The 23,307-nt window shown below is 71.2% G+C and carries 20 protein-coding genes and 3 pseudogenes; 12 read left to right on the forward strand and 11 right to left on the reverse strand.

All coding sequences use genetic code 11. The features are described from left to right. Window positions 1-357: 357 nt before the first annotated feature. Complete coding sequence (locus ACIOFR_RS22735) at window positions 358-831, forward strand: hypothetical protein (protein ID WP_401000046.1); 474 nt, start codon at window positions 358-360, stop codon at window positions 829-831. 500 nt (window positions 832-1,331) lie between these two features. Here the strand turns inward: ACIOFR_RS22735 and ACIOFR_RS22740 are convergent. After that, window positions 1,332-1,460 (reverse strand): annotated as a pseudogene (locus ACIOFR_RS22740) (FAD-dependent monooxygenase); the annotation flags it as partial. A 151-nt stretch (window positions 1,461-1,611) separates the two neighbouring features. Between ACIOFR_RS22740 and ACIOFR_RS22745 the strand changes: the two are divergent. The 4 genes from ACIOFR_RS22745 (at window position 1,612) to ACIOFR_RS22760 (ending at window position 6,954) form a co-directional block, all read left to right on the forward strand. After that, window positions 1,612-2,310 (forward strand): TetR/AcrR family transcriptional regulator, encoded by a 699-nt coding sequence (locus ACIOFR_RS22745; protein ID WP_401000048.1) that lies wholly within the window; start codon window positions 1,612-1,614, stop codon window positions 2,308-2,310. Window positions 2,311-2,365: 55 nt separating this feature from the next. After that, entirely contained in the window at window positions 2,366-3,883 is a 1,518-nt protein-coding gene (locus ACIOFR_RS22750; RefSeq protein ID WP_401000050.1) for an FAD-dependent monooxygenase, read from the forward strand. Window positions 3,884-4,179: 296 nt separating this feature from the next. Next, on the forward strand, window positions 4,180-4,830 hold the full coding sequence (locus ACIOFR_RS22755) for an NADPH-dependent FMN reductase (RefSeq protein ID WP_401000052.1): 651 nt from the start codon (window positions 4,180-4,182) through the stop codon (window positions 4,828-4,830). 366 nt (window positions 4,831-5,196) lie between these two features. Beyond that, entirely contained in the window at window positions 5,197-6,954 is a 1,758-nt protein-coding gene (locus ACIOFR_RS22760; RefSeq protein ID WP_401000054.1) for an FAD-dependent monooxygenase, read from the forward strand. A 111-nt stretch (window positions 6,955-7,065) separates the two neighbouring features. Here ACIOFR_RS22760 and ACIOFR_RS22765 read toward each other — a convergent pair whose 3' ends face one another. Together ACIOFR_RS22765 and ACIOFR_RS22770 are read right to left on the reverse strand one after the other, a co-directional pair. After that, complete coding sequence (locus ACIOFR_RS22765) at window positions 7,066-7,221, reverse strand: hypothetical protein (RefSeq protein ID WP_401000056.1); 156 nt, start codon at window positions 7,219-7,221, stop codon at window positions 7,066-7,068. Between the two features lie 90 nt (window positions 7,222-7,311). Then, window positions 7,312-7,722 carry a winged helix-turn-helix transcriptional regulator gene (locus tag ACIOFR_RS22770; protein ID WP_401000058.1) on the reverse strand — a complete coding sequence of 137 codons (411 nt, stop codon included), beginning with the start codon at window positions 7,720-7,722 and terminating at the stop codon, window positions 7,312-7,314. 100 nt (window positions 7,723-7,822) lie between these two features. On the opposite strand from ACIOFR_RS22770, the gene ACIOFR_RS22775 reads away from it, so the two are divergent. Then, on the forward strand, window positions 7,823-8,680 hold the full coding sequence (locus ACIOFR_RS22775; protein WP_401000060.1) for an alpha/beta fold hydrolase: 858 nt from the start codon (window positions 7,823-7,825) through the stop codon (window positions 8,678-8,680). 19 nt (window positions 8,681-8,699) lie between these two features. Here ACIOFR_RS22775 and ACIOFR_RS22780 read toward each other — a convergent pair. The 3 genes and pseudogenes from ACIOFR_RS22780 to ACIOFR_RS22790 form a co-directional block, all read right to left on the reverse strand. Continuing rightward, window positions 8,700-9,446, reverse strand: a pseudogene (locus ACIOFR_RS22780) (IS5 family transposase); the annotation flags it as partial. 260 nt (window positions 9,447-9,706) lie between these two features. Beyond that, window positions 9,707-10,144, reverse strand: coding sequence for a transposase family protein (locus tag ACIOFR_RS22785; RefSeq protein ID WP_401000062.1), 438 nt, complete (start codon window positions 10,142-10,144; stop codon window positions 9,707-9,709). 135 nt (window positions 10,145-10,279) lie between these two features. Next, window positions 10,280-10,972: a TetR/AcrR family transcriptional regulator gene (locus ACIOFR_RS22790; RefSeq protein ID WP_401000064.1), complete on the reverse strand. Its 693-nt coding sequence runs from the start codon at window positions 10,970-10,972 to the stop codon at window positions 10,280-10,282. A gap of 80 nt (window positions 10,973-11,052) precedes the next feature. Here ACIOFR_RS22790 and ACIOFR_RS22795 point away from each other — a divergent pair, with 80 nt between their 5' ends. The 3 genes from ACIOFR_RS22795 (at window position 11,053) to ACIOFR_RS22805 (ending at window position 13,971) form a co-directional block, all read left to right on the forward strand. Next, a complete protein-coding gene (locus ACIOFR_RS22795; RefSeq protein WP_401000066.1) occupies window positions 11,053-12,213 on the forward strand; it encodes an FAD-dependent oxidoreductase in 1,161 nt (386 codons plus the stop codon). A 337-nt stretch (window positions 12,214-12,550) separates the two neighbouring features. Then, entirely contained in the window at window positions 12,551-13,213 is a 663-nt protein-coding gene (locus ACIOFR_RS22800; protein WP_401000272.1) for a transposase, read from the forward strand. Window positions 13,214-13,404: 191 nt separating this feature from the next. Further along, complete coding sequence (locus ACIOFR_RS22805) at window positions 13,405-13,971, forward strand: DUF4291 domain-containing protein (protein ID WP_401000068.1); 567 nt, start codon at window positions 13,405-13,407, stop codon at window positions 13,969-13,971. Here ACIOFR_RS22805 and ACIOFR_RS22810 read toward each other — a convergent pair. Together ACIOFR_RS22810 and ACIOFR_RS22815 are read right to left on the reverse strand one after the other, a co-directional pair. Further along, window positions 13,910-14,557 (reverse strand): alpha/beta fold hydrolase, encoded by a 648-nt coding sequence (locus ACIOFR_RS22810; RefSeq protein ID WP_401000070.1) that lies wholly within the window; start codon window positions 14,555-14,557, stop codon window positions 13,910-13,912. The genes ACIOFR_RS22805 and ACIOFR_RS22810 overlap by 62 nt on opposite strands. Window positions 14,558-15,117: 560 nt before the next feature. Further along, on the reverse strand, window positions 15,118-15,522 hold the full coding sequence (locus tag ACIOFR_RS22815) for a hypothetical protein (RefSeq protein ID WP_401000072.1): 405 nt from the start codon (window positions 15,520-15,522) through the stop codon (window positions 15,118-15,120). A gap of 581 nt (window positions 15,523-16,103) precedes the next feature. Between ACIOFR_RS22815 and ACIOFR_RS22820 the strand changes: the two genes are divergently transcribed. Further along, window positions 16,104-16,838 carry an SDR family oxidoreductase gene (locus ACIOFR_RS22820; RefSeq protein WP_401000074.1) on the forward strand — a complete coding sequence of 245 codons (735 nt, stop codon included), beginning with the start codon at window positions 16,104-16,106 and terminating at the stop codon, window positions 16,836-16,838. 769 nt (window positions 16,839-17,607) lie between these two features. Next, window positions 17,608-18,291: a transglycosylase family protein gene (locus tag ACIOFR_RS22825; protein WP_401000076.1), complete on the forward strand. Its 684-nt coding sequence runs from the start codon at window positions 17,608-17,610 to the stop codon at window positions 18,289-18,291. A 61-nt stretch (window positions 18,292-18,352) separates the two neighbouring features. On the opposite strand, the gene ACIOFR_RS22830 is transcribed toward ACIOFR_RS22825, so the two are convergent. Beyond that, window positions 18,353-19,249: an MBL fold metallo-hydrolase gene (locus tag ACIOFR_RS22830; RefSeq protein ID WP_401000078.1), complete on the reverse strand. Its 897-nt coding sequence runs from the start codon at window positions 19,247-19,249 to the stop codon at window positions 18,353-18,355. Window positions 19,250-19,330: 81 nt separating this feature from the next. Between ACIOFR_RS22830 and ACIOFR_RS22835 the strand changes: the two genes are divergently transcribed. After that, complete coding sequence (locus ACIOFR_RS22835; protein WP_401000080.1) at window positions 19,331-20,182, forward strand: LysR substrate-binding domain-containing protein; 852 nt, start codon at window positions 19,331-19,333, stop codon at window positions 20,180-20,182. 336 nt (window positions 20,183-20,518) lie between these two features. Here ACIOFR_RS22835 and ACIOFR_RS22840 read toward each other — a convergent pair. Both ACIOFR_RS22840 and ACIOFR_RS22845 read right to left on the reverse strand, forming a co-directional pair. Then, a pseudogene (locus ACIOFR_RS22840) lies at window positions 20,519-22,012 on the reverse strand (FAD-dependent monooxygenase). Between the two features lie 5 nt (window positions 22,013-22,017). Continuing rightward, complete coding sequence (locus ACIOFR_RS22845) at window positions 22,018-23,145, reverse strand: FAD-dependent oxidoreductase (RefSeq protein WP_401000082.1); 1,128 nt, start codon at window positions 23,143-23,145, stop codon at window positions 22,018-22,020. Between the last annotated feature and the right edge of the window lie 162 nt (window positions 23,146-23,307).

The following is a 23,307-nucleotide window of genomic DNA, read 5'->3' on the forward strand; positions in this document are numbered from 1 at the left end:
GACGGCACCTGCTGATACCGCGACGACCGCAGCCGGCGCTACCGGCTCTACCGGCGCACCACCCTCATCCGAGCGGCCGAACCCCTGCCGGGCCGGCGCCCGGCCGGGCCGGGGCGGGTTGGCGACGTCGCGATGAGCCCGGCGATCCGGGCGCTCGACGTGCCGCCCTCGCACTTCACGTGCCCGGGGCTGACACCCAGGCGCAGTCCGCCCTACGCCATGACGCAGGGGCATCGAAGAGTCGGATGGGTGACTCCGGCTGGAACTGTGGGGCGAGCTGGCCGGTTTCGGCTCTTCACTCTCCCGGCGTTAGATGTGAACATGACAATGGCACATGCCCTTCGAAAGGAGATCGATATGAGCAAGGTTCTCGGCGGACGCTGGGCGGTTCGTGGGATTGGCGTCATCAGCGCCGTTCTCCTGGCCGCGACCGGGGTGGCGGCCACCCCCGCTACAGCCGTGCCCGCCGGCCCGGCCCTGAGCGGCGGAATCAACCCGCACGACGTCTCCGCGACTGACATCTTCATCCTGCAGATGGACGGAACCTCCGTCGAGTTCCTGCGCGAGGTCAGCGGGCTGGATCCCGCGGACCACCGGGTGACGCTGGTGCGTACCGAATTCCACAGCCCTGCGGTCGACCGGTGGATCGACGACGCGATGGCGGGACGCGAGGGGCGCCTCAAGAACATCACCGTCGGAGTTCCCGACTCCTCCGGCCACATCATCAAGCGGTACAACTTCGGAGGCGCATTCGTGGAGCGAATCGACCTGCACCCCGGCTCGCAGGCGGACACGCTCACCGTCAGGTACTTCACGCTGAACGTCGGCTGACCTCCGCGTTTCGGTTCGCGTCGGCTGATCCGGGACGGCCCCTGTCACGGAGGTTGCGGGGCCGTCGTCAGGCGGTGGGCGTGCCGAGGACCCGGCGCGGCCGGGTGTCCCCGGACCCTCGGGGCGTGGAGATCAGGGGCGGATTCGCCTGTCAGGTTGCCGGTCCGGGCAGTGCCGCCAGGCGGCTGAACGCCACGGTCGGTTCGTGGCGCCAGGGCCGGCTTCTTCAGCACGGGGATGAACTGCGGGCCGCCGGCGGCCTGCCCCTCGGTCAGGACGGCCGCCAGCGGGCGGCCTTGCGCTCGCCGGCGACGTGGACACGCTGGTCTGCCCGCCCCTGGAGCGCCCGGGCAGGGGGCCTTCAGACGGAGCTTGCGTCGATGTCGGACCCCTCGCCGCTCGTCCCGTTCCGGGTCCTCTGCGGTGTCCTGCCCGTCTTGCTCCTCCGGGCCTTCCCCGCCCCCTCGGCCGCCTTCTCCGGGTCGGCGAGCGGATGTCGTGCCGCCCTGGGCCCGCGCCGCGGGCGAGGCTTCCGCCTCGCAGACAACAGGGGGGATGCCGTTCAGGTGCAGGACGCGGGCCAGTGCGAGTCCGCCGAGCCCGGCGCCGATGACGGCCACGGGGTGCATCGCGCCTCCTTCGTGAGCGGGGGCGGCGTGCTCGGCCGACACATTTGGCGCACCGCTCCAAAGTAGAACCATAGACCCAGATGGCGCAATGCTCCAATTTGGTCGGGCAATCCAATTTGGTTCATCGCTCCAAGTGTGTCACCTTTGGGGCATGCCAACACGAGCACGCCAGACTCAACGGCGTAACCAGGTGCTGTCCCGGGAGCAGATCATCGCCACCGCGATCGACCTGCTCGACACCGGTGGCGAGGGCGCCCTGACCGTCCGGGCGATGACCGATCGCCTGGCCACCGGGTCAGGGGCGATCTACTACCACGTCGGCAACCGGGACGAGCTTCTGGACACGGCGACGGAAACCGTCATCACCGCCGCCCTGGCCGCCCGGCCCGGCGGGGCCGAGGCGACACCCGAGGACGAGATCCGCGCGGTCGCCCTGGCCCTGTTCGACGCCATCGCCGAGCACCACTGGCTCGCCACACGGCTGACCCTCCAGATCATCCGCAACCCCGTCGGCCCGGTGACGGTGGGAATCTTCGAAAGGCTCGGCCAGCAGGTGGGCGCCCTGGGCGTCCCGCAGGCCCGCTGGTTCTCCGCGGCCTCGACGCTCGTCCACTACATCCTCGGCGCGGTCAGCCAGAACGCCCGCATCGAGGGCGACGCCTCGGGCGTCGACCCCGGGGCGGACCGCGAGGAGTTCCTCGAAGCGACCTCGCAGGCGTGGCAGGACCTCGATGCCGAGACCTACCCGTTCCTGTACGCCATCGTCGGCCAGATCAGGGAGCACGACGACCGCGAGCAGTTCCTCACCGGCATCGCCGTCGTCCTCGACGGCCTCACCCACCTGCGTTGACCCTCCGTATCCGGCCGGGTCCGCCGATCGATCATTCCTTGAAGGGAAACCTCTCATGCATGACGTCATAGTCGCGGGCGGCGGCCCGGTCGGCCTGTTCCTGGCCGGTGAACTGGCCCTGGCCGGCTGCTCGGTCCTGGTCCTTGAGCGGGACCAGGGACTCTCCTCGCCCCTGAATGCGCTCCCGCTCGGGATGCGGGGTCTGAACGCCGGCTCGGCCGAGACGTTCCACCGCCGCGGCCTGTTGGACGCGATGCTGGACGCCTCCGGCGCCGACGCGAAGGAGGTCGGCGCGCACCCCGACGCAGTCGAGGCACCCGTTCCCCGCGACGTGTCCCACTTCGCGGGCATGGGTCTGGACGCGGGCGGCATCGACGCGTCCGCACTGCCGTTCAGGCTGCCCAGCCCGGCGATGGAAGGGTTCATGACGAGCCTGGAAGCCGTCTCCACGGTGCTGGCCGAACGGGCCGCCGCACTCGGAGTGGAAGTCATCCGGGGCGTTCCGGTCACCGCCGTGGCGCAGGACGACGACGGCGTCACCACCACCGCCGGCGGGCAGGAGTACCGGGGACGCTGGCTGGTGGGCTGCGACGGCGGGCGCAGCGCCGTGCGTGAACTCGTCGGCTTCGACTTCGTCGGCACCGACCCGCAGTTCACCGGGTACGTCGCCAAGGTCACCTTCGCCGACCCCGAGCAGCTGTCGTTCGGCTTCAACCTGACGCCGAACGGGATGTACCTGCGTACGCCCTGGGGGTACCTGGGCATGAACGACTTCGACGGCGGCGCCTTCGACCGTTCCCAGCCACTGACCCGCGAGCACCTTCAGGCGGTCCTGCGCCGCATCTCCGACACCGACGTGACGCTGACCGGCGTCGAGCTGGCCTCCAGCTTCACCGACCGCGCGATGCAGGTCAGCAGCTACCGGATGGGCCGCGTCCTGCTCGCCGGTGACGCCGCGCACATCCACTCGCCCCTCGGCGGCCCGGGTCTCAACCTCGGCATCGGCGACGCCGTCAACCTCGGCTGGAAGCTCGCCGCCACCGTCCACGGCACCGCACCCGCGGGCCTGCTCGACACCTACACCGACGAGCGCCACCCCGTCGGGGCCGCCGTCCTCGACTGGTCCCGCGCCCAGGTCGCCACCATGAAGCCGGGCCCCAACGCCCCCGCCCTGCGCAAGCTCATCCTCGACCTGGTGAGCACCCCCGACGGCGTCACCCACGTGTACCGGCAGACCTCGGGGTTGTTCAACCGCTACGACCTGGGCAGCGAACAGCCGATCGTCGGCCGCAGCGCCCCCGACTTCCGCTTCACCGGCGGCACGCGCCTCGGCGAACTGCTGCGCCGAGGCCAGGGCGTGCTCCTCGACTTCACCCTCGACCGCGCGCTCCAGACCGCGGCCGAGGGCTGGCACGGCCGGGTCCACTACGCGGCCGGACCGGTACACAACGACCTCGGACTCGCCGCCGTGTTCATCCGACCGGACGGCACCGTGGCGTGGGCCGATCACCACGCCGACCCCGAAGCATTCCAGCGAGCCGCGACCCGCTGGCTCGGCGACCCGCGCAGCTAGGTCCTGAGGCGCCGGCACGGGGCGGACTCCTTCCGTGGTGACCGGGGTGGTCGACGCGACCGTGCGACCGCCGTTCGTCGAGGGTCGCGCGCTCGTCGGGGGCCGAGCCGGGGAAGAAGCGATTCCCGCCCCAACCGCCTCCCGCACCGTCTCGTCGCCCTGGGAGAGCTCGGTGACGTCCCGTCGGCGGTCGGCCGGGACGCGAGAACGTCCGTTGGCGACGACCCCGAATGATCGATGTTCACCGTCCATTGGCTACCAGCGCACGATCTGTCGATCGCGGCGCAGAGGTGCACATGTCCAAGCTGAAGATCATCGTGGGGACCACACGCCCGACCAGGGCGGCCGACCGGGTGGCACCATGGGTGGCATCCGTCGCCGCCGCCCACGAACGCTTCGAGGTCGAGGTGCTGGACCTGCGGGACTGGCCGCTGCCGTTCTTCTCCGAGCACTTCGGCACCATCGGCGACATCCACGACCCGACGTACTCCGAGCCGGTCGTGAAGGCGTGGAACGCGAAGATCAAGGACGCGGATGCCTGCGTCGTCGTGACGGGCGAGTACAACCACAGCGTCCCGGGCGTCCTGAAGAACGCCATCGACTCGGTCTGGGTATCCAACGCGTTCCGCAACAAGCCGGTCGCCGTCGTCGGCTACAGCGCCGGCATCGGCGGCGGTATCCGGGCGATCGAGCACCTCGCCCAGATCATGGTGGAGGCGGAGGCCGTGCCGCTTCGCAACACGGTCGTGATCCCGTTCGTCGACGACGCGTTCGATGACGCGGGCCGACCCACCAGCCCGGTGATGAGCGCGGGACTCGCTGTCGCACTCGACGACCTGGCCTGGTGGTCGGCCGCACTGGAGCAGGCCCGTGCGGCCGGTGAGCTGCCGCCGGGCCGGGCCCGGCTGCGTGCCGCGGTGCTCGACGCGGAATCCCGCAGGCGTTGAGTCGTCGCGAAGCGCGGTGCCGGTGTAACCCCGGACGTGTAGAAGGCTCTGGGGGCCTGGCCCGAGCCGTGTGCGGAAGGCGCACCACCGTGATCGGGGTGACCGGTCCGGCCGGCAAGACCGGTACGAAGTACCGTGCTGGCGCGGGTACTTGCCACACGGACGGGGACCGTCGCGATACCAGGGTCGACCTTCACCGGCGGCGGCCACCTGACCGGCGCTGACCAGCCTCGACGGGGGATCTCCGGAGCAGTGGTCGGAGCGTCCCGGAGGACCGGGCGGCCATTCCCTCCGAGTCATCAAGAGCAACACCCGATCAGCCACATCCGGTCCTCCCGGACCGTCCCACACACACAAGGACACACCATGCACGACACCCCCCGGCAAGCCCACGAGACCGACGTCCTCGTCATCGGCGGCGGACCGGTCGGACTCGTCAGCTCCCTGCTGCTGTCCGACCTCGGCATCGCCCACGTCGTCGTGGAACGCCGCGACGGCACCTCGCGCCTGCCCAAGGCCCACTACCTCAACTCGCGCAGCATGGAGATCCTCGACTCCGTCGGCATGGCCGAGGAGATCTACGAAGCCGGAGCCAGCCAGGCCGGCGGCCTCGCCTGGTACACGACCCTCGCCCCCGAGGGGGAAATGGTGATGCGCCAGGACGGCTTCGGCAGCGGCGCGCTGTCGCACGCATACGCCCGCGACAGCGCACACATCAGCGGAAACCTGCCGCAAAAGCATCTTGAACCGCGGCTACGCCGGGCCGCGGAGAAGAAGAACCCCGGGAACGTACGCTTCCAGCACGAGGTCATCTCCCTCACCCACGACACGGACGGCGTCACCGCCGCCGTCCGCTCCGCCGAGGGCGAGAGCGAGATCCGCGCCCGCTACGCGCTCGCGGCCGACGGCGGCCGCACGGTAGCAGCAGCGGCCGGCATCACCATGTCCGGACTTCCCCCACTCGGACGCGCGGTCGCCCTCCACTTCGCCGCCGACCTGTCGCACGCGCTGCGCAAGGACGACGACTCATGGATCCGCCTGATCAATCGCGTCACCGACGACGGGACAATGCTGGAGGTCGCGCTGGTCGCGATGGGGCCGACCAACTGGGACCGGCACTGCGAGGAGTGGGTACTCAACGTCATCGGCCCGGCCGACGACGCGTCGACGGCCGCCGACATCGACCACGCCACCGCGATCACAACGATCCGCGAGGTCCTGGGCCTTCCCGAACTCGACGTGGAGATGCTCGGATCCGGTGGATGGACGATCGAGAGCGTTCTGGCCGACCGATACCGCACCGGACCGGTGTTCCTGGTCGGCGATGCGGCTCACCGCTTTCCCCCGACCGGCGGGCTCGGGCTGAACACCGGCATCGCCGACGCCCACAACCTCGCCTGGAAGCTCACCGCCGTGCTCCAGGACGCTGCCGCCGACGCTCTGCTGGACAGCTACGAGCGCGAACGACGCCCCGTGGCCGTCCGCAACATCGAATGGGCCATGTTGAGCGCCCTCAACCACCTGACGACCACCCAGGCCGCCTGGGGCATCGTCGCCGGCGCCCCGCCCGCGCAGAACCTCGCCACGTTCCAGGCGGTGATGGCCGACGGACCGGACGGCGCGACGCGCCGCGCCCGGCTGCGGGAACTTCTGTACACCCTGCGCCCCGAGTGGCAGCACCATGACATCGAACTCGGCCACAGCTACGAAGACGGCGCAACCCTTGCGGACGGCACACCCGCGAAGGAGCGCGACCCACTGGGCCTGGGCCATGCACCCGGCGCACGACCCGGCGATCGCGCCCCGCACGCGTGGTTCGAGCACAACGGAACACGGACCACCACACACCGCCTGATCGAACCAGGCCGGTTCCTCCTCCTCACCGGCCGGAACGGCACGGCCTGGCCCACGGCAGCGCGCCGCGCCAAGCTCGGGATAGCCGCCCACGTCGTCGGATCCGACCTGGTCTGCGACCGCGACTGGCACGCCCTGTGCGAGATCAGCGACACCGGAGCGATCCTCATCCGCCCCGACGGGCACGTCGCCATGCGCGCCGTCGACGACACCGAAGCCGAAGCGCTGTTGGACGGCGCCATCGCCGCAGCCCATGGCCACGCCATCTGAGAGCGAGGATGTGACGCGGCTCCTCCGGGTAGGTCTGACCCGTTACCGACCTCGGCTCGTCGGGGTGATGTTTCGCGAAGTCCCTGATGGGTTCGGAGCGGTGGCTGTATGTCATGGCGTGTAGGAGGCGCCGCAGACAGGTGCCCTCGACGGCGACCCCAGGATCTTGGAGTGCTCAGGGCAGAACCGGGAGATGCCGTCCTCGAACACCATCTCCCCGTCCTCCTTCACCAGTTCCTTCGTCACCAGCCACCGCGCCGACGACATCCCCCTCCATCTCCTGCGTGGTAGCCGGGCGGCGACGCCGGCTACATCGAGTACCCGAGCCAACCAGTACTGAGGGCGGAACCGGCCTGCCTATCCCTCATCGACCTCCTGGTCGATGGCTTCGTTGGCACGGTCGATCTCGGCCATGTGCTCCTCCGCCCAGGTCCGCAGCCCCGCAAGCGCGGCTTCCAGGGACAGCCCGAGTGCGGTGAGTCGGTAGAAGACCCGCGGCGGCACGGTCGGTTCGACCCGACGCGACACCAGCCCGTCGCGGGTCAGGCTTCGCAGCGTCACGGACAGCATCTTCTGCGAGACGCCGGGCATCCGGCGTCTCAGCTCTGCGAAGCGCACCTCGTCCGGTGCGGCATCGGCGAGCGTCTTGACGGCCATGGACGTCCACTTCGTACCGATGCGGTCCAGCAACTGCCGCGTCGGGCAGTGGGGATCGAACAGATCGCCGCGTACCCCACGACCGGCGGCCCGGGCTCCGAAGGTGGTCACCTGTGGCTCACCACCTTCCCTGAAAGTGCCGTCTAGCAAGCGGTCGGACAGTTACCTATCGTTCTGTGGTCACCAATGGTAACCAGTCGGAGGAGCTGTCATGCCCGTCACCACCGCACACCAACTGCGCCGCATCGCGACGAATGGCGTCCAACTCAACGTCGCGATCGCCGGGGACGGACCCGCGGTTCTCCTGCTGCACGGCTTCCCGCACACCTGGCAACTCTGGAGCGGCATCATGGGTCGACTGGCCGGACGGTACCGGGTCATCGCCCCGGACCTGCGAGGCTTCGGTGCCAGTGCACGTGCCGTCGAGGGCTACGACGCAGGCACCCTAGCCGCCGACGCCGAAGGGCTGCTCGACGCACTCGGCGAGCCCTCGGCAGCGGTGGTCGGCATCGACGCGGGCACTGCCCCCGCCGTCCTGCTCGCGCTGCGCCGTCCCGGCCTCGTCCGGCGCCTGGTCGTGATGGAGGCACTGCTCGGCCGCCTGTCCGGAGCCGAACACGTCGTCGCGGGCGGCGCCCCGTGGTGGTTCGGCTTCCACGCCGTCCCCGGCCTCGCCGAGACCGTCCTGGCCGGCAACGAGGCCCCGTACATCGACTGGTTCCTCGACTCGGGGACGCTCGGGCGAGGAGTACCCGACGACATCCGTGCGGCCTTCGTTCACGCGTACACCGGGAGCGAGGCCCTTCGCTGCGCGTTCTCCTACTACCGGGCCCTGCCCACCAGCGCGCAGCAGATCCAGGACGCCGTCGCGACGGCCCGGCTGACCATGCCCACCATGGCCGTCGGCTCCCACCCCGTCGGCACCGGACTCGAACGCCAACTCCGTCCCATCGCCGATGACCTGGTCGGACACCATCTCCAGGACTGCGGCCACATCATCCCCCTCGACCGCCCCGACGCATTGTTCGCGCTCCTGGCTCCCTTCCTATCCGCCGATCTGCCGAAGTGACCGGAGCGGGGCCGAAGGATCACGGTCGGCGGTTCGGGCGTTCGTCCCAGCGGTGAGATGTCCAGGACCGCCGGATCAGGCTGCGCACGGTGATGATGGTGTCGGCGAGGTCGAAGAAGGCATCAATGACGGTGACGCGGCGCTCGTAGCACCGGGCGAGACGGCAAAAGGCGTTCTGCCACGCGTGAGTGCGTTCGACGTGCCAACGCCGACTGGCCTGAATGGGCGCCTTCTCCCGCTTGTGCGCGATGCGTCCATGCAGACCGCGTTCGCCGAGCAGAGCGCGGGTGTATCCGAGTCGTAGCCGGCGTCCAGGTGCACGGTGATGGTGTCGGGCAACGGGCCGAGGCCCTCCAGACGGTCCAGAGTCGGGGCGAGAAGCGGAGAGCCGTGGCGGTTGGCACCCGGCCAGGACACGGCCCAGCGGAATGCCGTATCCATCCGTCATGCCCGAGCGCTTCAGTCCCTGCTTGCCGCGGTCGACCGGTGAGCGTCCGGCGGCCTCCCCGCCTCCAGGTGCCTTGCTGATCGCCCCGTCGACGGCGATCTGGTCGAGGACGAGGCCGACGATCCGGTCGTAGGACTCCAGTGCGAGCTGCTTGAGCCGGGCAAAAGCACCCCGTCGTATCCACTCGTCGCGTCGGCTGGGGATCGTGGTGGCCGAGCAGATCGTGTCGGCGATCGCCTCGTAAGAACAACCGAAGCGCAGCAGCTGCAGCATCTTGTCGAAGATGATCCGGTCGCCGATGCGCCGGCGGTGACATCCACGGGCTCCCGGCGTTCCAGGTCCACCAAGATCGTGGCGTACTGATGGCCCTTGAGCAGCGCGAAGTCGTCCCCGCCGAGCACCCGCACGTGGGTGACGGCCGCCTCGGGCAGAGCACGGGCCAGGCGGAGCAGGGTGTCCTTCGCTACGTCGATGCCCAGTGCGGCGGCCAGGCGGGCTCCGGGCCTGGCCGCCCGCCGACCGCGCGATCGACGTCAGCGCCCTCCACAGCGGCGGCGTGCGCCGGGCATGAGGCGTCGTCAGCCCGTCCACCTGCTCGACGAACGTGACAGCGGGGCAGGCCGGTTCTCACAGTGGAACCGACGCACCATCAACTCGATTACCGCCCGCACTCCGCCGATCGCGGCATCGGCCAGCCGCCGCACGTACCGGCCATGCACCCGGGACGACACCCAGCCGCACCGTGAACACACCGCCGCAGTGGCCTTCACACGAGCGTGGAACCTCACCCCGGCAGCCGTTCGCTCGACCAACTCGCCCGCCACAGCGGCCAGATGAGGAAGCTCTGGCGGTCGATCCGGGTTGGTCCGAAGCCCGGGACCTGGCCCGCCGGGTGCTCGTCGATGTGCAGGGTGAGTGGAGCCTGCCGATGCCGGGGGTCTGCATCGTTCGGTAGCTGTCCCCGGTTCCGCGGACCGGGCTGCGCGCGACGGCGGCGGGGCGATGGGCCCCTTCATCAGGACGTGGCTGAGCGCACTCTCACATGTACGCCGCCAGTTGGACCCGTGGGGGCCAGGTCGCTCCCTGCTCGCGCAGCTCGCCGCCGACTGGGGCAGAGCCGGGTCCTCGCCGGCAGGACCGTCGGGTTCGGGTCAGGTCCGAGGGGACGGGCCCGGGTTGGCGGCCTCGATGCCGGCCAGGATGAGGTCGATGCCGGCCAGGAACTGTTCCCGGTCGTCGTGCTCGGGGAGCTGCGCCGCCACCCGGTGCACGAACGGGTACCGAGCGGGATCGAGCTGGATCCACTGCTGGGCGATCTCGTTCAGGAAGGCCGTCCGGTCGGTCCTGTGCGCGAGCAGGCGGGCGTTGGCGGCGTTCTGTCCGGCGACGCCGAGGACATGGATCACGAGTGTGGACGTGGCGTCGAACTGCGCTCCCTCGGGTACGCCGAGTTCCTCCAGCCGGCTGCCGAAACCTTCGAAGATCTGCGGGATCGCGGCCAGCCACGGCGCGCGGGAGAGCTGGGTGCCGACCCAGGGGTGTGCGTCGATCGCGTCGAAGAGCCCGAGCGCGAGGGCCCGGATCGCCTGCTGCGGACGCGCGCCGGCGGCCAGGTCCGCCATGACCCGCGCGATCACGTCGTTGGTGGCCGCCGCCAGCAGGTCGTCCTTGTTGGCGACGTGCCAGTAGATCGCCCCGCTTCCGGTGGCCAGGTGGGCCGCGAGTGCGCGGAAGGTCAGCGCGGCCTCGCCGTCGGCGTCGAGGATCTCGATCGCGGCCTCCACGATCCGTTCCTTCGACAGGGCGTCCGTGCGCCGTGCAGCCCGCTGCTTCTTGATGGCCATGGACACAGTTTGACATGAATGGAGCGCTGTTCCAACATGGGAATGGAACGGCATTCCATCAGCTTCGGAGGGAACACACCATGACGACACCGGTCACGATCATCGGCGCGGGCCTGGGCGGCCTCACCCTCGCGCGCGTCCTGCACGTCCACGGCATCCCCGCCACCGTCCACGAGGCCGACCCCTCCGCCGAATCCCGCACCCAGGGCGGCCAGCTCGACATCCACGAGCAGGACGGACAGCGCGCCCTCGCGGACGCCGGCCTCACCGACGAGTTCCGCGCGATCATCCACGAGGGCGGCGACGCCGCCCGGATGCTCGACCAGCACGGTGCACTGCTGCTGGACATCCCCTCCGACGGCACCGCGGTGCGCCCCGAGGTGCTCCGCGGCGACCTGCGCCGGATCCTGCTCGACTCCCTGCCCGAAGGGACGGTGCGCTGGGGCAGCAAGGTCACCGACATCCGGCCGCTCGGCGACGGCCGGCACGAACTGACCTTCACCGACGGCTCGACCGAATCCAGCGACATCCTGGTCGGCGCGGACGGCGCCTGGTCCAGGGTCAGGCCGCTGCTCTCCGACGCCCGGCCCGTCTACACCGGCACGACGTTCGTCGAGACCTACCTGCACGACGTCGACGAGCGGCACCCCGCGACGGCCGCGCTGGTCGGCCGAGGCGCCATGTACGCACTAGCCCCCGGTAAGGGGATCGTCGCCCACCGTGAGGCGGGTGGCATCCTCCACACCTACGTCCAGCTGAACCGTTCGGCCGAGTGGATCGCCGCCACGGACTTCACCGACACCGCGGCCGCGAGCGCCCGGATCGCGGCCGAGTTCGACGGATGGGCGCCGCACCTCACCGCGCTGATCACCGACGGCGAGACCGCCCCGGTGGCACGCATGATCCACACCCTCCCGGACGGACACCGCTGGGACCGGGTGCCTGGCGTGACACTGCTCGGCGACGCCGCGCACCTGATGCCGCCGTCCGGCGACGGCGCCAACCTGGCGATGTTCGACGGTGCCGAACTCGGCAAGGCCATCGCCCGGCACCCCGACGACGTCGAAGCGGCGCTCGCCGCCTACGAGAAGGAGCTCTTCCCGCGCAACGAGGCCTTCTACGCGGACGCCCACGAGATACTCGACCTCTGCCTCGGCGAGCGCGCACCGCAGAGCCTGCTCGACTTCTTCAGCGGGCACCTGGAGCGACAGGACGAGGCGGTGGCCCCGTCCCGAAGGTGACCGCCGCGTTCGGACGGCCGGGGGTGGCGGGCCCGTCCTCACCCCGGCCCGCTGCCGCACGAGGCCTCGGGGTCGGGCCGAGAAGAATCTGCGAACTCGAACGCGGGCCGGCCGGCTCGACGGCGTCGCCCGCGTCTCCCATGGCCGGCTCCGGGTCGTTCGACCAGCGGTAGGAGCATCGACGCGACGCGGATCGGTCGCCGCCGAGCCGGACCGTGAGACCGCGCAGCTCCGCCGCGAGCGCGTCGGGTGCCTCCAGGGGCAGGAGGTGGCCGGCGCCGGGGACCGTGCTCGGCCGGGCGTGCGGGATGTGGGGCAGCAGGTGCTCTCGGAGCACGTGCGGCGGTTCCACCGCGTCGTCCTCGCCGACCAGGACCGTCACCGGGACGTCCGTGTCCGGACCGGAGTTCCATGGCGGGACGTCCCTGTCGAGTACGGACCGTGGAGCCGGGTCTACGATTTGTTCCGCCGGTGGCAGCGGAACCGCACCTGGCAGCGGATCCTCACCCGGCTCCAGTCCCTGGCCGACGCGAAGGGCGCGGTCGTTTGGGAGCTGAGCGTCGACTCCACGGTGTGCCGCGCCCACCAGCATGCGGCCAGGGCTCGCAAGCAGGGTGACCTGCAGAAGGAACCACCGGGTGGCGTGTTCGCCGAGCCTCGTGATCACGGGCGGGGACGGCGCGAGGCGGGTTCACCACCAAGCTGCACCTGGCAGTCGAGCAGGGACAGAAGCCCATGTCGATCGTGGTCACGGCAGGACAGCGCGGGGACTCGCCGCAGTTCGAACCCGTGCTGGCAAAGGTCGGCGTGCCCCGTTTCGGGCCGGGCCGGGCACGGCCTATGCCTCCCGCAGGAACCGCGCCTACCTGCGCCGCCGCGGGATCCGCTGCACCATCCCGGACAAGGCCGACCAGGCCGGCAACCGCAAGAAACGCGGCTCCCGCGGCGGCCGCCCGCCGAAGTTCGACCCGCAGGACCACAAGGCTCGGCATGCGGTTGAGTACGGCACCAACCGCCTCAGGAGACACCGGGCTGTCGCCACGCGCTACGACAAGCTCGCGGTCGCTACGAGGCGACTGTCCTCGTAGCTGCCATCAACGAGTGGCTCTGAGCAGCGCATTCGAACCGCCTCCAAGGGGGGAGGCGAAATCGGCTCGCCGCGCCAGCGAACCAGGTGGCAGGGTGCGGCGCATGACGCCCCAGCATCAGATTCGTGCCGACTACGACGCTCACACGATCGTGGTCTATCAGGCGTACTCGCCTGCCATCGCTGACGCGGCACTGCTGGCGGGCCGCTTCGTTGCGCCGTTCTCGTTCCACCGGATGACGTGGATCAAGCCGTCGTTCATGTGGCTGATGCACCGCAGCAACTGGGCCCGCAAACCGGGTCAGGAACGTGTTCTCGCAGTACGGATTACCCGGGAGGGCTGGGAGGAGGCCCTGTCCCAGGCCGTGCTGACGACCACCGACCCGGCGGCCGTCGCCCAGGCAGCCGTACATGTCCAGTGGGACCCGGAACGCTCGCCGCGCGGAGCGGCACTGAATCACTACAGCATCCAGGTCGGCATCGGCCGCCGCCTGATCCGCACGTTCACCGACGACTGGATCGTCAGTCTCACCGACCTCACCCCCCAAGTCCACAAAGCCTCGGAACTGATACAAACCGGGCACACCGCCAAAGCACAACGGCTGTTTCCTATGGAGCGCACCTACCCGATACCTCGGACACTGCAAGATGTCGTTTCCCCAGGTAGATGACCGGGAACTCGTGAGAGGCCTCCCACGGCCCACCGTGATACGAGCACTTTCGATGCACGGCCTGGTAGGCGGGGGTCACCGCTGCGGGCGGCTCCGGTGGTGCGGGCGCGACCAGCAGCACGCCCGCCAGCCCCGTGGGTCGGCGTGCCGCCAGGAGCTGACCCACCTTTCCGCCCATCGAGTGGCCGACCAGCACGAACGGCCCGGGGTCGAGGGCCTCGACCACGCACCGGAGGTCGTCGGCGAGTTGGCCCAGGTCGTAGCGGCCCGGCAGCGCTCGTGAAGTGCCCCGGCCGCGCTGGTCGAAGCGGACCGTGCGCCGGTCGGCCGGGAGCCGCCCGACGACCCCGTCCCAGTGGACGGCGCGGGGGCCCGTGGCCGGCCGCAGCGACCGGACTTCCACGTCCTCGCCCTGGTCGCCGCCGGGCGTATCCCCTGCGAGCGGGGAGCGTGGTGTGGATCCGGCCGGGCACGGTGCACCGCTGGAGCGACGTCGACGGGGTTGACGGCCCCCTGGTTCTCTTCCGGCCCGGCTTCCTGCCGTCCTGGGTCCGACGCCGGCCCGGGACCCTTCTGGGCCCGCCACCTGGTCCCGCGGGTGCGGCCCGTGGGGGCTCCCGCTCCAGCCGCCGGCGGGGGAGCCGGAGCGAGACGTCTCCGTCCGCTACCGGGCCGCGGTGGAGGAGCACTTCACGCGGTGGCACCAGGTCGCCGACTACACCCGGGTGACGGGCTGCGACCGGCGAACGCTGACCCGGGCCACCCGCGCCGCCCACCGGCGTCGGCGCCAAGGAGTTCCTGGACCAGCGCATCGTGCTGGAGGCCAAACCGGCTGCCGGCCCACACCGACCTGCCGGTGAGCGGGTGCGCGCGGCGCCTCGGATTCCGGGACGCCGCGAACTTCTCCACACCTGACCCCGCGTCACCACCACGGCCGACACCGCAGGCGGGTGAGGTGCCCGGATGTCCCGCGCCCGGGCGGGACTGCCGTGCGGCGGGTGGCGGATCCGGCGGGAAGCACCCCTGAACGGGATCGGTGGAGAGGACCCGGCTCCTGCCCGTCAGCCGTCGGCTCGAACCGGCAGGCGCAGATCGCTCGGTGTCGGCTGGTCGCGATGCTGCGTGGTGAGTCGTCCACGGCGGTGTCTAGTAGCCCGTCGTCTTGAGCCACCGCAGGAGTGCCACCAGCTCCGCGCCGAAGTCCTCGCAGAGTGCGACCAGGTCCCGACCTGCGGAGGTGTCGAGCAGGCCCTTGGCTGGCGGGAGGGCGTGGAGAGCGCCGTGGCAGGCGTGTTCGACGGTGAGGTTGCGGGAGGCGAGGTAGCCCAGGCCGTGGCTTCGGACGGGGTCGGCCAAGGCGGCGAGGTACCGGCGGTGGGCGTCCTCCGACGGGTGGGAGTGGAAGGAGTCCTCGACGAGCCGGTCGAGGTGGTCGGCCAGGCCCCGCGGGCAGTCGATGATGTACTCGTTCTTGTCCGGGCTCGGTCCCTCCAGCGATTCGCCGAAGGTCAGCAGTCCGGCGATGGTCTCCAGCTGAACGAGCTCGCGCACGTCCGGGCTGTCCACCTCGGAGGTGAAGAGCGGGGCGCGGGACAGCTCGACGATCGCCTGCCTGTACCGGCTTTCGACTGCTCGCTGGGGGCCGACGCTGCCGATCGGAACAGCGACTCCAGGACGGAGGGGTCGACGCCCCACTCCGTGTCCCACTCGAACGCGAACAGCGGGGCGTGCAACCGCCAGAGGGCCAGTGCGGCGGCATGGCGTTGTTGGAGGGGAGCCAGCGCGGCGGATCGCCCGGTCAGCGCCACGTCGTCGTGCCAGTCTCTCCGGTCCATTGCTCCCCGCCCCGTGCCTTCGCTGCAGGGATTCTAGATCCTGCGGGAGGAGCGTGATCGGCCGGACAGCTCCTGACCTTGGGGGCGGCATCCACGCCAGGCTTCACCGGATGTCGTGTTCGGCCTCGGTTGCGATGGCCGCACGGAGGGTGGGGGTCGGTGAACCGACGCCGAGCCTGGGTGTGGCGCACCCGGGCACGGCCCGGCCTGGATGACTTCGTCGTGCCCGCACAGGATTGCCGAGGTCCGCGACGTCGGGCCCCACCGGAGTACAGCGCACGCAGGGAGAGAACACACATGAGGCGGATGACCAAGGCCGTGGCGATCACAGGCGCGAGCAGCGGGATCGGCGAGGCGACCGCGCGCAGGCTCGCAGCGGACGGACACAGCGTGCTGCTCGGCGCGCGCCGCACCGACCGGCTCCGGCGGCTGGTCGAGGAGATCACGGATCAGGGAGGCACCGCGGCCTACCGGGCGCTGGACGTCACCGACGCGGCCGACGTGCGAGCGTTCGTCGACGCCGCGCGTTGCGAGTTCGGCCGGCTCGACGTCCTCGTGAACAACGCGGGAGTGATGCCTCTCTCACCGCTGGACGCGGGGCGGATCGACGAGTGGGACCGCATGATCGACGTCAACGTGCGAGGTGTCCTGCACGGAATCGCCGCGGCCCTGCCCGCGATGCGTGCCCAGGGCCACGGGCACATCGTGAACGTCGCATCCGTCGGCGCGTACGAGGTGTCCCCCACCGCCGCCGTCTACTGCGCCACCAAGTTCGCCGTCCGCGCCATCTCCGAGGGCCTGCGCCAGGAATCGGCCGGGGCCCTTCAAGTCACCTTGATCTCGCCCGGCGTGACGGAGTCCGAGCTCGCCGACGGCATCTCCGATCCCACGGCACGGGACGCCATGGCGACGTACCGCTCCGTCGCGCTCCCCGCATCCGCCATCGCCGAGGCCATCGCCTACGCGGTCGCCCAACCGTCCACGGTCGACGTGAACGAAGTGATCGTCCGACCCGCGGCGAGCGCCCAGTAGGCCCGTCTGCCCCGGGGTGACGGGGTGCGGGACGGCCGGGCCGTCCCCGCGGCCGCAGGGGTTCGGTCCCCAACCCGGCGGGGGGACACCGGGCGTACGACTGCCGGCGGCCCGCCGGCTGCAGGAGCCCGACGCCGGCCGGCGCCGGGACTAAGGATGGCGTCCACAGCGCACACCGGAACACATAAGCGTGTTCGGCGCACGCTTTTCCTGCTACAGCCATAGGCACGCTCAAGGCGCGCAACACCGACCGAACGCGACACGCCGACCGCAACCTCGGCAGCGCCCGCTGACCACCCATCAGACGATGCCGGCGATCGGGCCGGTGGCGGCCCTGCCGCGGGCGGGACGGCACCCCGGACGTGTCACCGGCGGTCGGGGAGGGGCCACAGCCCGGTCCAGGACGTACTGCCAGTGCGCGCGCTGCTGTTCGCGCTGTTCGGCGCTCGCCAGGTGCTCTTGGTGGAAGCGCAGCACCGTCCGGCCCCGTCGGTGGCAGGGCTAGGGCGATCTGAACCGTCGTCGTGCTTCCGCGAGTGACACGGGCCGCCCTCGACCAGACCCCCGGGGGCCGCCGGAACCGCCCCCGAGCAGCCCGGGCCGAAGACGCAGGGCCTGTGCGGTGTACGGGTGGCGCCGCGCGGCCGGGCGGGTGATGTGCCCGGGGTGTCGTCCGGGCAGCGGTGCCGAGGTGTGCGAACGCTGGAAGGACGGTGCCCCGGGGCGCCGGCCGCCCGATCGCCGACCCTCTCGGGGAGTGTGCACCGCCATGTCCGTCGCCCACCGGATCCTGCAGTCGCTCCTCGTCCTCGCCTGCGCCGCCGGTCTGTGGGCCGCCACCGCCGCGCCCGCCCAGGCCGCCCCGGGCCGGGCTGCCGGCGTCGCGGACCACGTCGCTGCCGGTGCACCGACCGGCAGCGCGGCGGCCGCCGGGCGAGGGATCGACTGGGAGAAGGTCGCGGCCTGCGAGAGCGGCCGCCGCTGGCACGCCAACACCGGCAACGGCTACTACGGCGGTCTGCAGTTCGACAGGGCGACCTGGCGCGCCAACGGCGGCACCGCGTATGCCGCCCGCCCGGACCTCGCCACCCGTGAACAGCAGATCGCCGTCGCCGAGCACCTCGCCGCCCGTCGCGGCCTCGCGCCCTGGCCGGTCTGCGGAGCCCTCAGCAGCCGCCCTGCCGGCCACCACACCATCCCGTCTCCGCGGCCCACCGCGCAGCAGCCCACTGCCTCGGCCGAGACCGAGACCGGGACAACGGCAGCTGCGGCTGACGGTCCCGGTTCCGGGGATCCCGCCACCGTCGTGGTCCAGGACGGCGACACCCTCGACACCATCGCCCGGACGCTGCAGGTCCCCGGTGGCTGGCCCGCCCTCTACCAGGCCAACCGCGACACCGTCGGCGACGACCCCGACCTCGTCCTGCCCGGACAGACCCTCCGGCTCCTCTGACGCCCAGCAGGGCTGACCCAAGGCCGAGATCACCGCGGTGGGGATGGCGAGCTCGGGAGCGTCAGGCCGGGTGTTCGGTGCAGAGGCAACCGACACCCTTCTCGATCCACTCCTGTCCGACCCATTCCGGGTGCCGTTCGATCAGCAGCGTCCGGACCTCGGCCACGATCTCGTTCTCGTCCATGGCGGAGTCGCGTCGCCGCCAGGTCTCGTCGCGCAGCTCGCGCAGGTAGTCGCGGACGTCTGCGAGCACCTGTGGGCCGCCGACGGCGCCATGACCGGGGACCACCGTCCGGTGCCCGTGGGCCGCCAGCCGCTCCGTCACTGCCAGCCAGCCGATGCCGGAGACGTCGGTGTCGTACGGCGGGAACCAGGGGAAGATCGCGAACTGTCCGGTCTCCGCCAGGTCGCCGGTGAACAACGTGCCTGCGTCGGGTACCTCGATCACCTGGTCGCCCTTGGTGTGGCCCTGACCGGTGGGTCGCAGCCGCACCGTACGGTCGCCGAGATCCAGGTCGTACCCGTGGTCGTAGACCACATCGGGGGCGGGCACGCGGACGTTGCCGTCGAGGCGGTCGGCGACCGACGCGCCGAGACCGCGGAACATCTCCAGGTAGCCCGGCCCCTTCGTCCTCAGGTCGTCGGCCTGGGCACGGTTGGCGAGGTAGGTGGCCCGGCCGTCGAACACGTGCGCGCCGAAGGCGTGCTCGGGGTGGAAGTGCGTCGTTGTCAGGTACAGTCGGCGCCCCTTGGCCACCTCGGACGCCAGGGCGAGGACCTGCTCGGCGTTGGCGGTGCCCATGCCCGTGTCGACGACGAGGACGGCCCGCGTGCCGCCGATGATGCCGATGTTGGGGACCAGCGGGGTCCCGCGGTTCGGGATCACCAGCAGGTCAGGGGCGATCTCCTGGGCGCCGGCGACATGCACGGCGGGGTCGGGAAGCAGCGTGTCGTTCATGCTTGGATTCCACCGTCCCGGCACCTCACCCGTCCAAGACCGATTCGGCGGATCCCGATACCGTACGGGTATTGTTGCAGCGTGGAGCTACGAACATTGCGCTACTTCGTCGCGGTCGCCGAGGAACTCCACTTCGGTCGGGCCGCCGCCCGGCTGCACATGAGTCAGCCCCCGCTGAGCCGGGCGATCAAGCAGTTGGAGACCGGCTTCGGCGCCACCCTGCTGCACCGCTCCGCCGCCGGTGTCACCCTCACCCCCGCCGGAGCGCTCCTGCTGGACGAGGCCCGCAGCCTGCTCGACCAGGCCGACCGGCTACGCGCACGAGTGGCCGCGGCGGCAGGCCCTGCGGCCATCACCATCGGCCTCCTCGGCGACGGCACCGACCTGGGCGCCGTCCGACTGGCCAACGCCTACCGCGAGCGGAACCCGGGCGTCGAGGTCCGCATCCGCGATGCCGACCTGACCGACCCGACCTGCGGGCTGCACGCAGGACTTGTCGACATCGCCCTCACCCGCGCACCGTTCGACGAGACCGGCCTGACCGTGCACCAGCTGCGCGCCGACCCGGTCGGTGCGGTGCTGCGCACCGACGACCCCCTTGCCGGCCGCGCGCACCTGGAGCTGGCCGATCTGTCGGGCCGGCGCTGGTTCCGGTTCCCGGACGGCACCGACCCGTTGTGGTGGTCGTACTGGAACGGCGGCGAGCTCCGCGAGGGGCCGGTGGTACGGGCCGTCCAGGAATGCCGTCAGGCCGTGCTCTGGAACGGCACGGTCGGCCTGACTCCCCTCGGACACGACATGCCCGAGGGTCTGACCGCGGTACCGCTGGTCGACATGGCGCCGAGCCGCGTGGTGGCGGTGTGGAACGAGAGGGACCCGAACCCGCTGATCCCCTCGTTCGTCCGCATCGCGACAGGCGCCTACCGCCGCTGAAGCCCCTCCCCGCCTTGCGCCGTGCAGTCGAGGGAACTCGGACGGTCCGCATCGTTCGGTTGGCGCGAGTCGAGGAAGCGCCCTCTCCACGTGCTCAGCTCCCGAGGAACGCGCAACCCTCGATGGGGTGCAGTCGCCCGGCCCACATCGAGTACGTCCGTCTGGCCACCGGGCCCGAGGTCGCTCACCCTGTTGCCCGCGATCGCGGAGTTCAGCCAGGTCACGGGCCGATCCGGGTGCCGCAGTCCCCGTTCGCCCGCGATGCGCGGCGCATGGCCGTATCCGAGCGGCTGGTCGCTTTCCCGGCGCCCGCTGTCGGTGAGCGAGTCGCGATGGTCATGCGTGCTCCTCACGGTCGGCGGCGCCGAACCAGCGGTCCGCGGTCTGCTCGAACTGCGTGTGGTCGGGGTCGTCGGCGGCTGCCCAGGCGACCGTGCCGTCGGGCCGGACCAGCACGGCACGCAGTCCGAGGTCGTTTCGCGCCGGCCCGGCCGCATACCGGATCCGGGTCCTTCGACGCGCGGCCGGACCGCGCAGGGAGCTGTCGGCGGTGAGATCGAGCACGACGCCCCGTCCGTCCTGCATCAGGCCCGCGAGGCGGGTCCCGTCCTCCAGTCACAGGTCAGGGGCGTCACGGCCGACCCGTGGGTGCTCGCTGCCGAGGTCGTAGCGGTTCGAGGTCCCCGAGGCCCTCGTGAACACGTAGGTCGTTCCGTCCCGCGTCCCGATCAGGTCACGGATCACCTGCTGGACCGCCTGGCCGTGCGCGTCCGGCTTCATGACCGCGGACTGTGCGCGCGTCCAGTCCAGCGCGCCCGCGCCGATCGGACGGCGCTCCGAGGTGTAGGTGTCGAGCAGCCCGTCCGGGGCGTGACCGTGCACGGTCGCCGCGAGCTTCCACCCCAGGTTCATGGCGTCGCCGATGCCGAGGTTGAGTCCCTGCGCTCCGAGCGGGGAGTGGATGTGCGCGGCGTCTCCCGCGAGCAGGATCCGTCCCTTCCGGTAGGTCGTCGTCTGCATCGCCCGGTCGGTGAAGGGCGAGACGCGCCGGACCTCGCTCAGCGTCACATCGGTGCCGGACACCCGGCGTAGAACCGTCTGGAGGTGTTCGCGGGTCGGCCGCCGTGAGCGGTCGAAGGCGCCGTCGTCGAAGTCCAGGACGCCGAGGTAGTCCTTCGCGGGCATCCGCAGGTACATGCCCGTCGGCGTCAGGTGGAATCCGGGGCGCAGTTTCTCGGGATCGGCGACGGTGGCGAGCATGACGTAGCCGGTGAACTGCGGCTCGCTGCCGACGAAGTCGAAGCCCGCGAGCCCGCACACCGCGTACTCGTGCCGGCCGGCCCGCGTGACCACCTTCTCGTCGTCCTGGGTGACGGCGGAGACCGTGACGCCTCGTCTGATCTCCACACCGACCTCGGCCGCCTGCTCGGACAGCACCGTCTCGACCGCTTCGAGGTTGGTCATCATGCCGTCGGACGCCGGGCCGGGCAGCCGGAAGGGCAGGGCGGTGACGTCGATGTCGGCCGGATCGAGCACGATGCCGGCGAAGTGGCCCGCACTTCGAGGGGGTTGTGGCTCGTCCGGGTGGGGGTCCGCGCCGGGGGCGTCGCCGACGCCCGAGGCCGTCAGCAGCGGGTGCAGCATGCCGCGGCGGTCGAACGCCGCGACCGACGCGGCGGACAGGCTCCGCATCCCGAGCGGGTCCGCCTTCCACGGGGAGCGGAGCGCCGGCTCCCGCTCCAGGACCAGGACGGAGCAGCCCGCCAGGCCGAGTTCGCAGGCGAGGAACACGCCGACCGGGCCGGCCCCCACGATCGCCACGTCGTACACGGGGGTCACCGGACCGGTCCGGTGATCATGTCGACCAGGCTCTGCGCCGTGTTGGCCTCGGAGTCGATCCCCTGGACCTCGGCGCCGTCGAACACGACGTCCGCGGTGGGGCGCGCGAACATGGCCTCCTCGTACGCGCCGAGCGCGGCCTCGGTGTCGTCAAGATGCGCGGCGAGGGCCCTGCCGAGTTCAGCGCCGTCGAACATGGCCAGGTTGGCGCCCTCGCCGTTCGGGGCCGTGAGGTGGGCGGCGTCGCCGAGCAGGGTCACGCCCGGCAGCCGGTCCCACCGGAGCCCGGTCGGCAGGGCGTAGTGGGGGCGCAGTACGGGTGCGGTGTCGGTGTCGGTGATCAGCGCGGTGAGTTCCGGCGCCCAGCCCTCGAACTCCTGCGCTATCCGCGCGGTGGCCGCAGCGGAATCGGTGAAGTCGATGGCGGCGAACCAGTCCCGTTCACGGGTGAGTTGCACGTAGGCGTGCAGGGTGGCGCCGCTCTCCCGGTGGGCGAAGATCTCCTTGCCCGGCGAGGGCGCGATCATCGACCCGCCGCCGACCGCCTTCGCGGCGGCGGCGTGCCGGGTGTCGGCCTCGAACAGGTAGGTCTCGACGAACGAGGTGCCGGCGTACTCCGGTACGGCGTCGCACAGCAGCGGGCGGACCCGTGACCACGCGCCGTCCGCGCCGACCAGCAGGCCCGTGACCACACTGCACCCGCAGGCGAACGTCACCTCGTGACCGCCCTTTCCGAGCGCACGGACGCCGCTGGCCCTGTGGTCCCACCGGACGGTGCCGGCCGGGAGGGAGTCGAGCAGCATCCGTCGCAGCTCCCCGCGCATCACCTCGGGGCGGCCGCCGCCGTCGTCGGCCTTGTCCATCAGGACGGTCCCGTCCGTGTCGAGGACCCGCATCGTCTGGCGGCCCTCGATGACGATGGCGTGGAACTCGTCCATCAGATCGGCCGCCCGGAGGGCGAGTTGCCCGTTGTGGTCGTGGATGTCGAGCATTCCGCCCTGCCTGCGCGCGGCCGGGGAGGGGTCGGCCTCGTAGACCCTGGACGGGATGCCGTTGACGTGCAGGACGCGGGCGAGGAGGAGCCCACCGAGTCCGGCGCCGATGATCGTGACAGGGCTGTTCATGATGCTTGCTCCTCAACGGATCGGACCGCCCGGCGAGTTGCGGGCGGTCACCTGCGCGAAGGCAGGCACTCGAACGGTGACGCGGGCCGCTCACACGGGGCTCACACGGCGCTGACACGCTCGCGCCGACGGCCGGAAGCCGGGCCGGCGCACCGATTTGGG

Origin of the sequence: Kitasatospora sp. NPDC088346, from assembly GCF_044740765.1 — a bacterium.
Taxonomy (GTDB): Bacteria; Actinomycetota; Actinomycetes; order Streptomycetales; family Streptomycetaceae; genus Kitasatospora.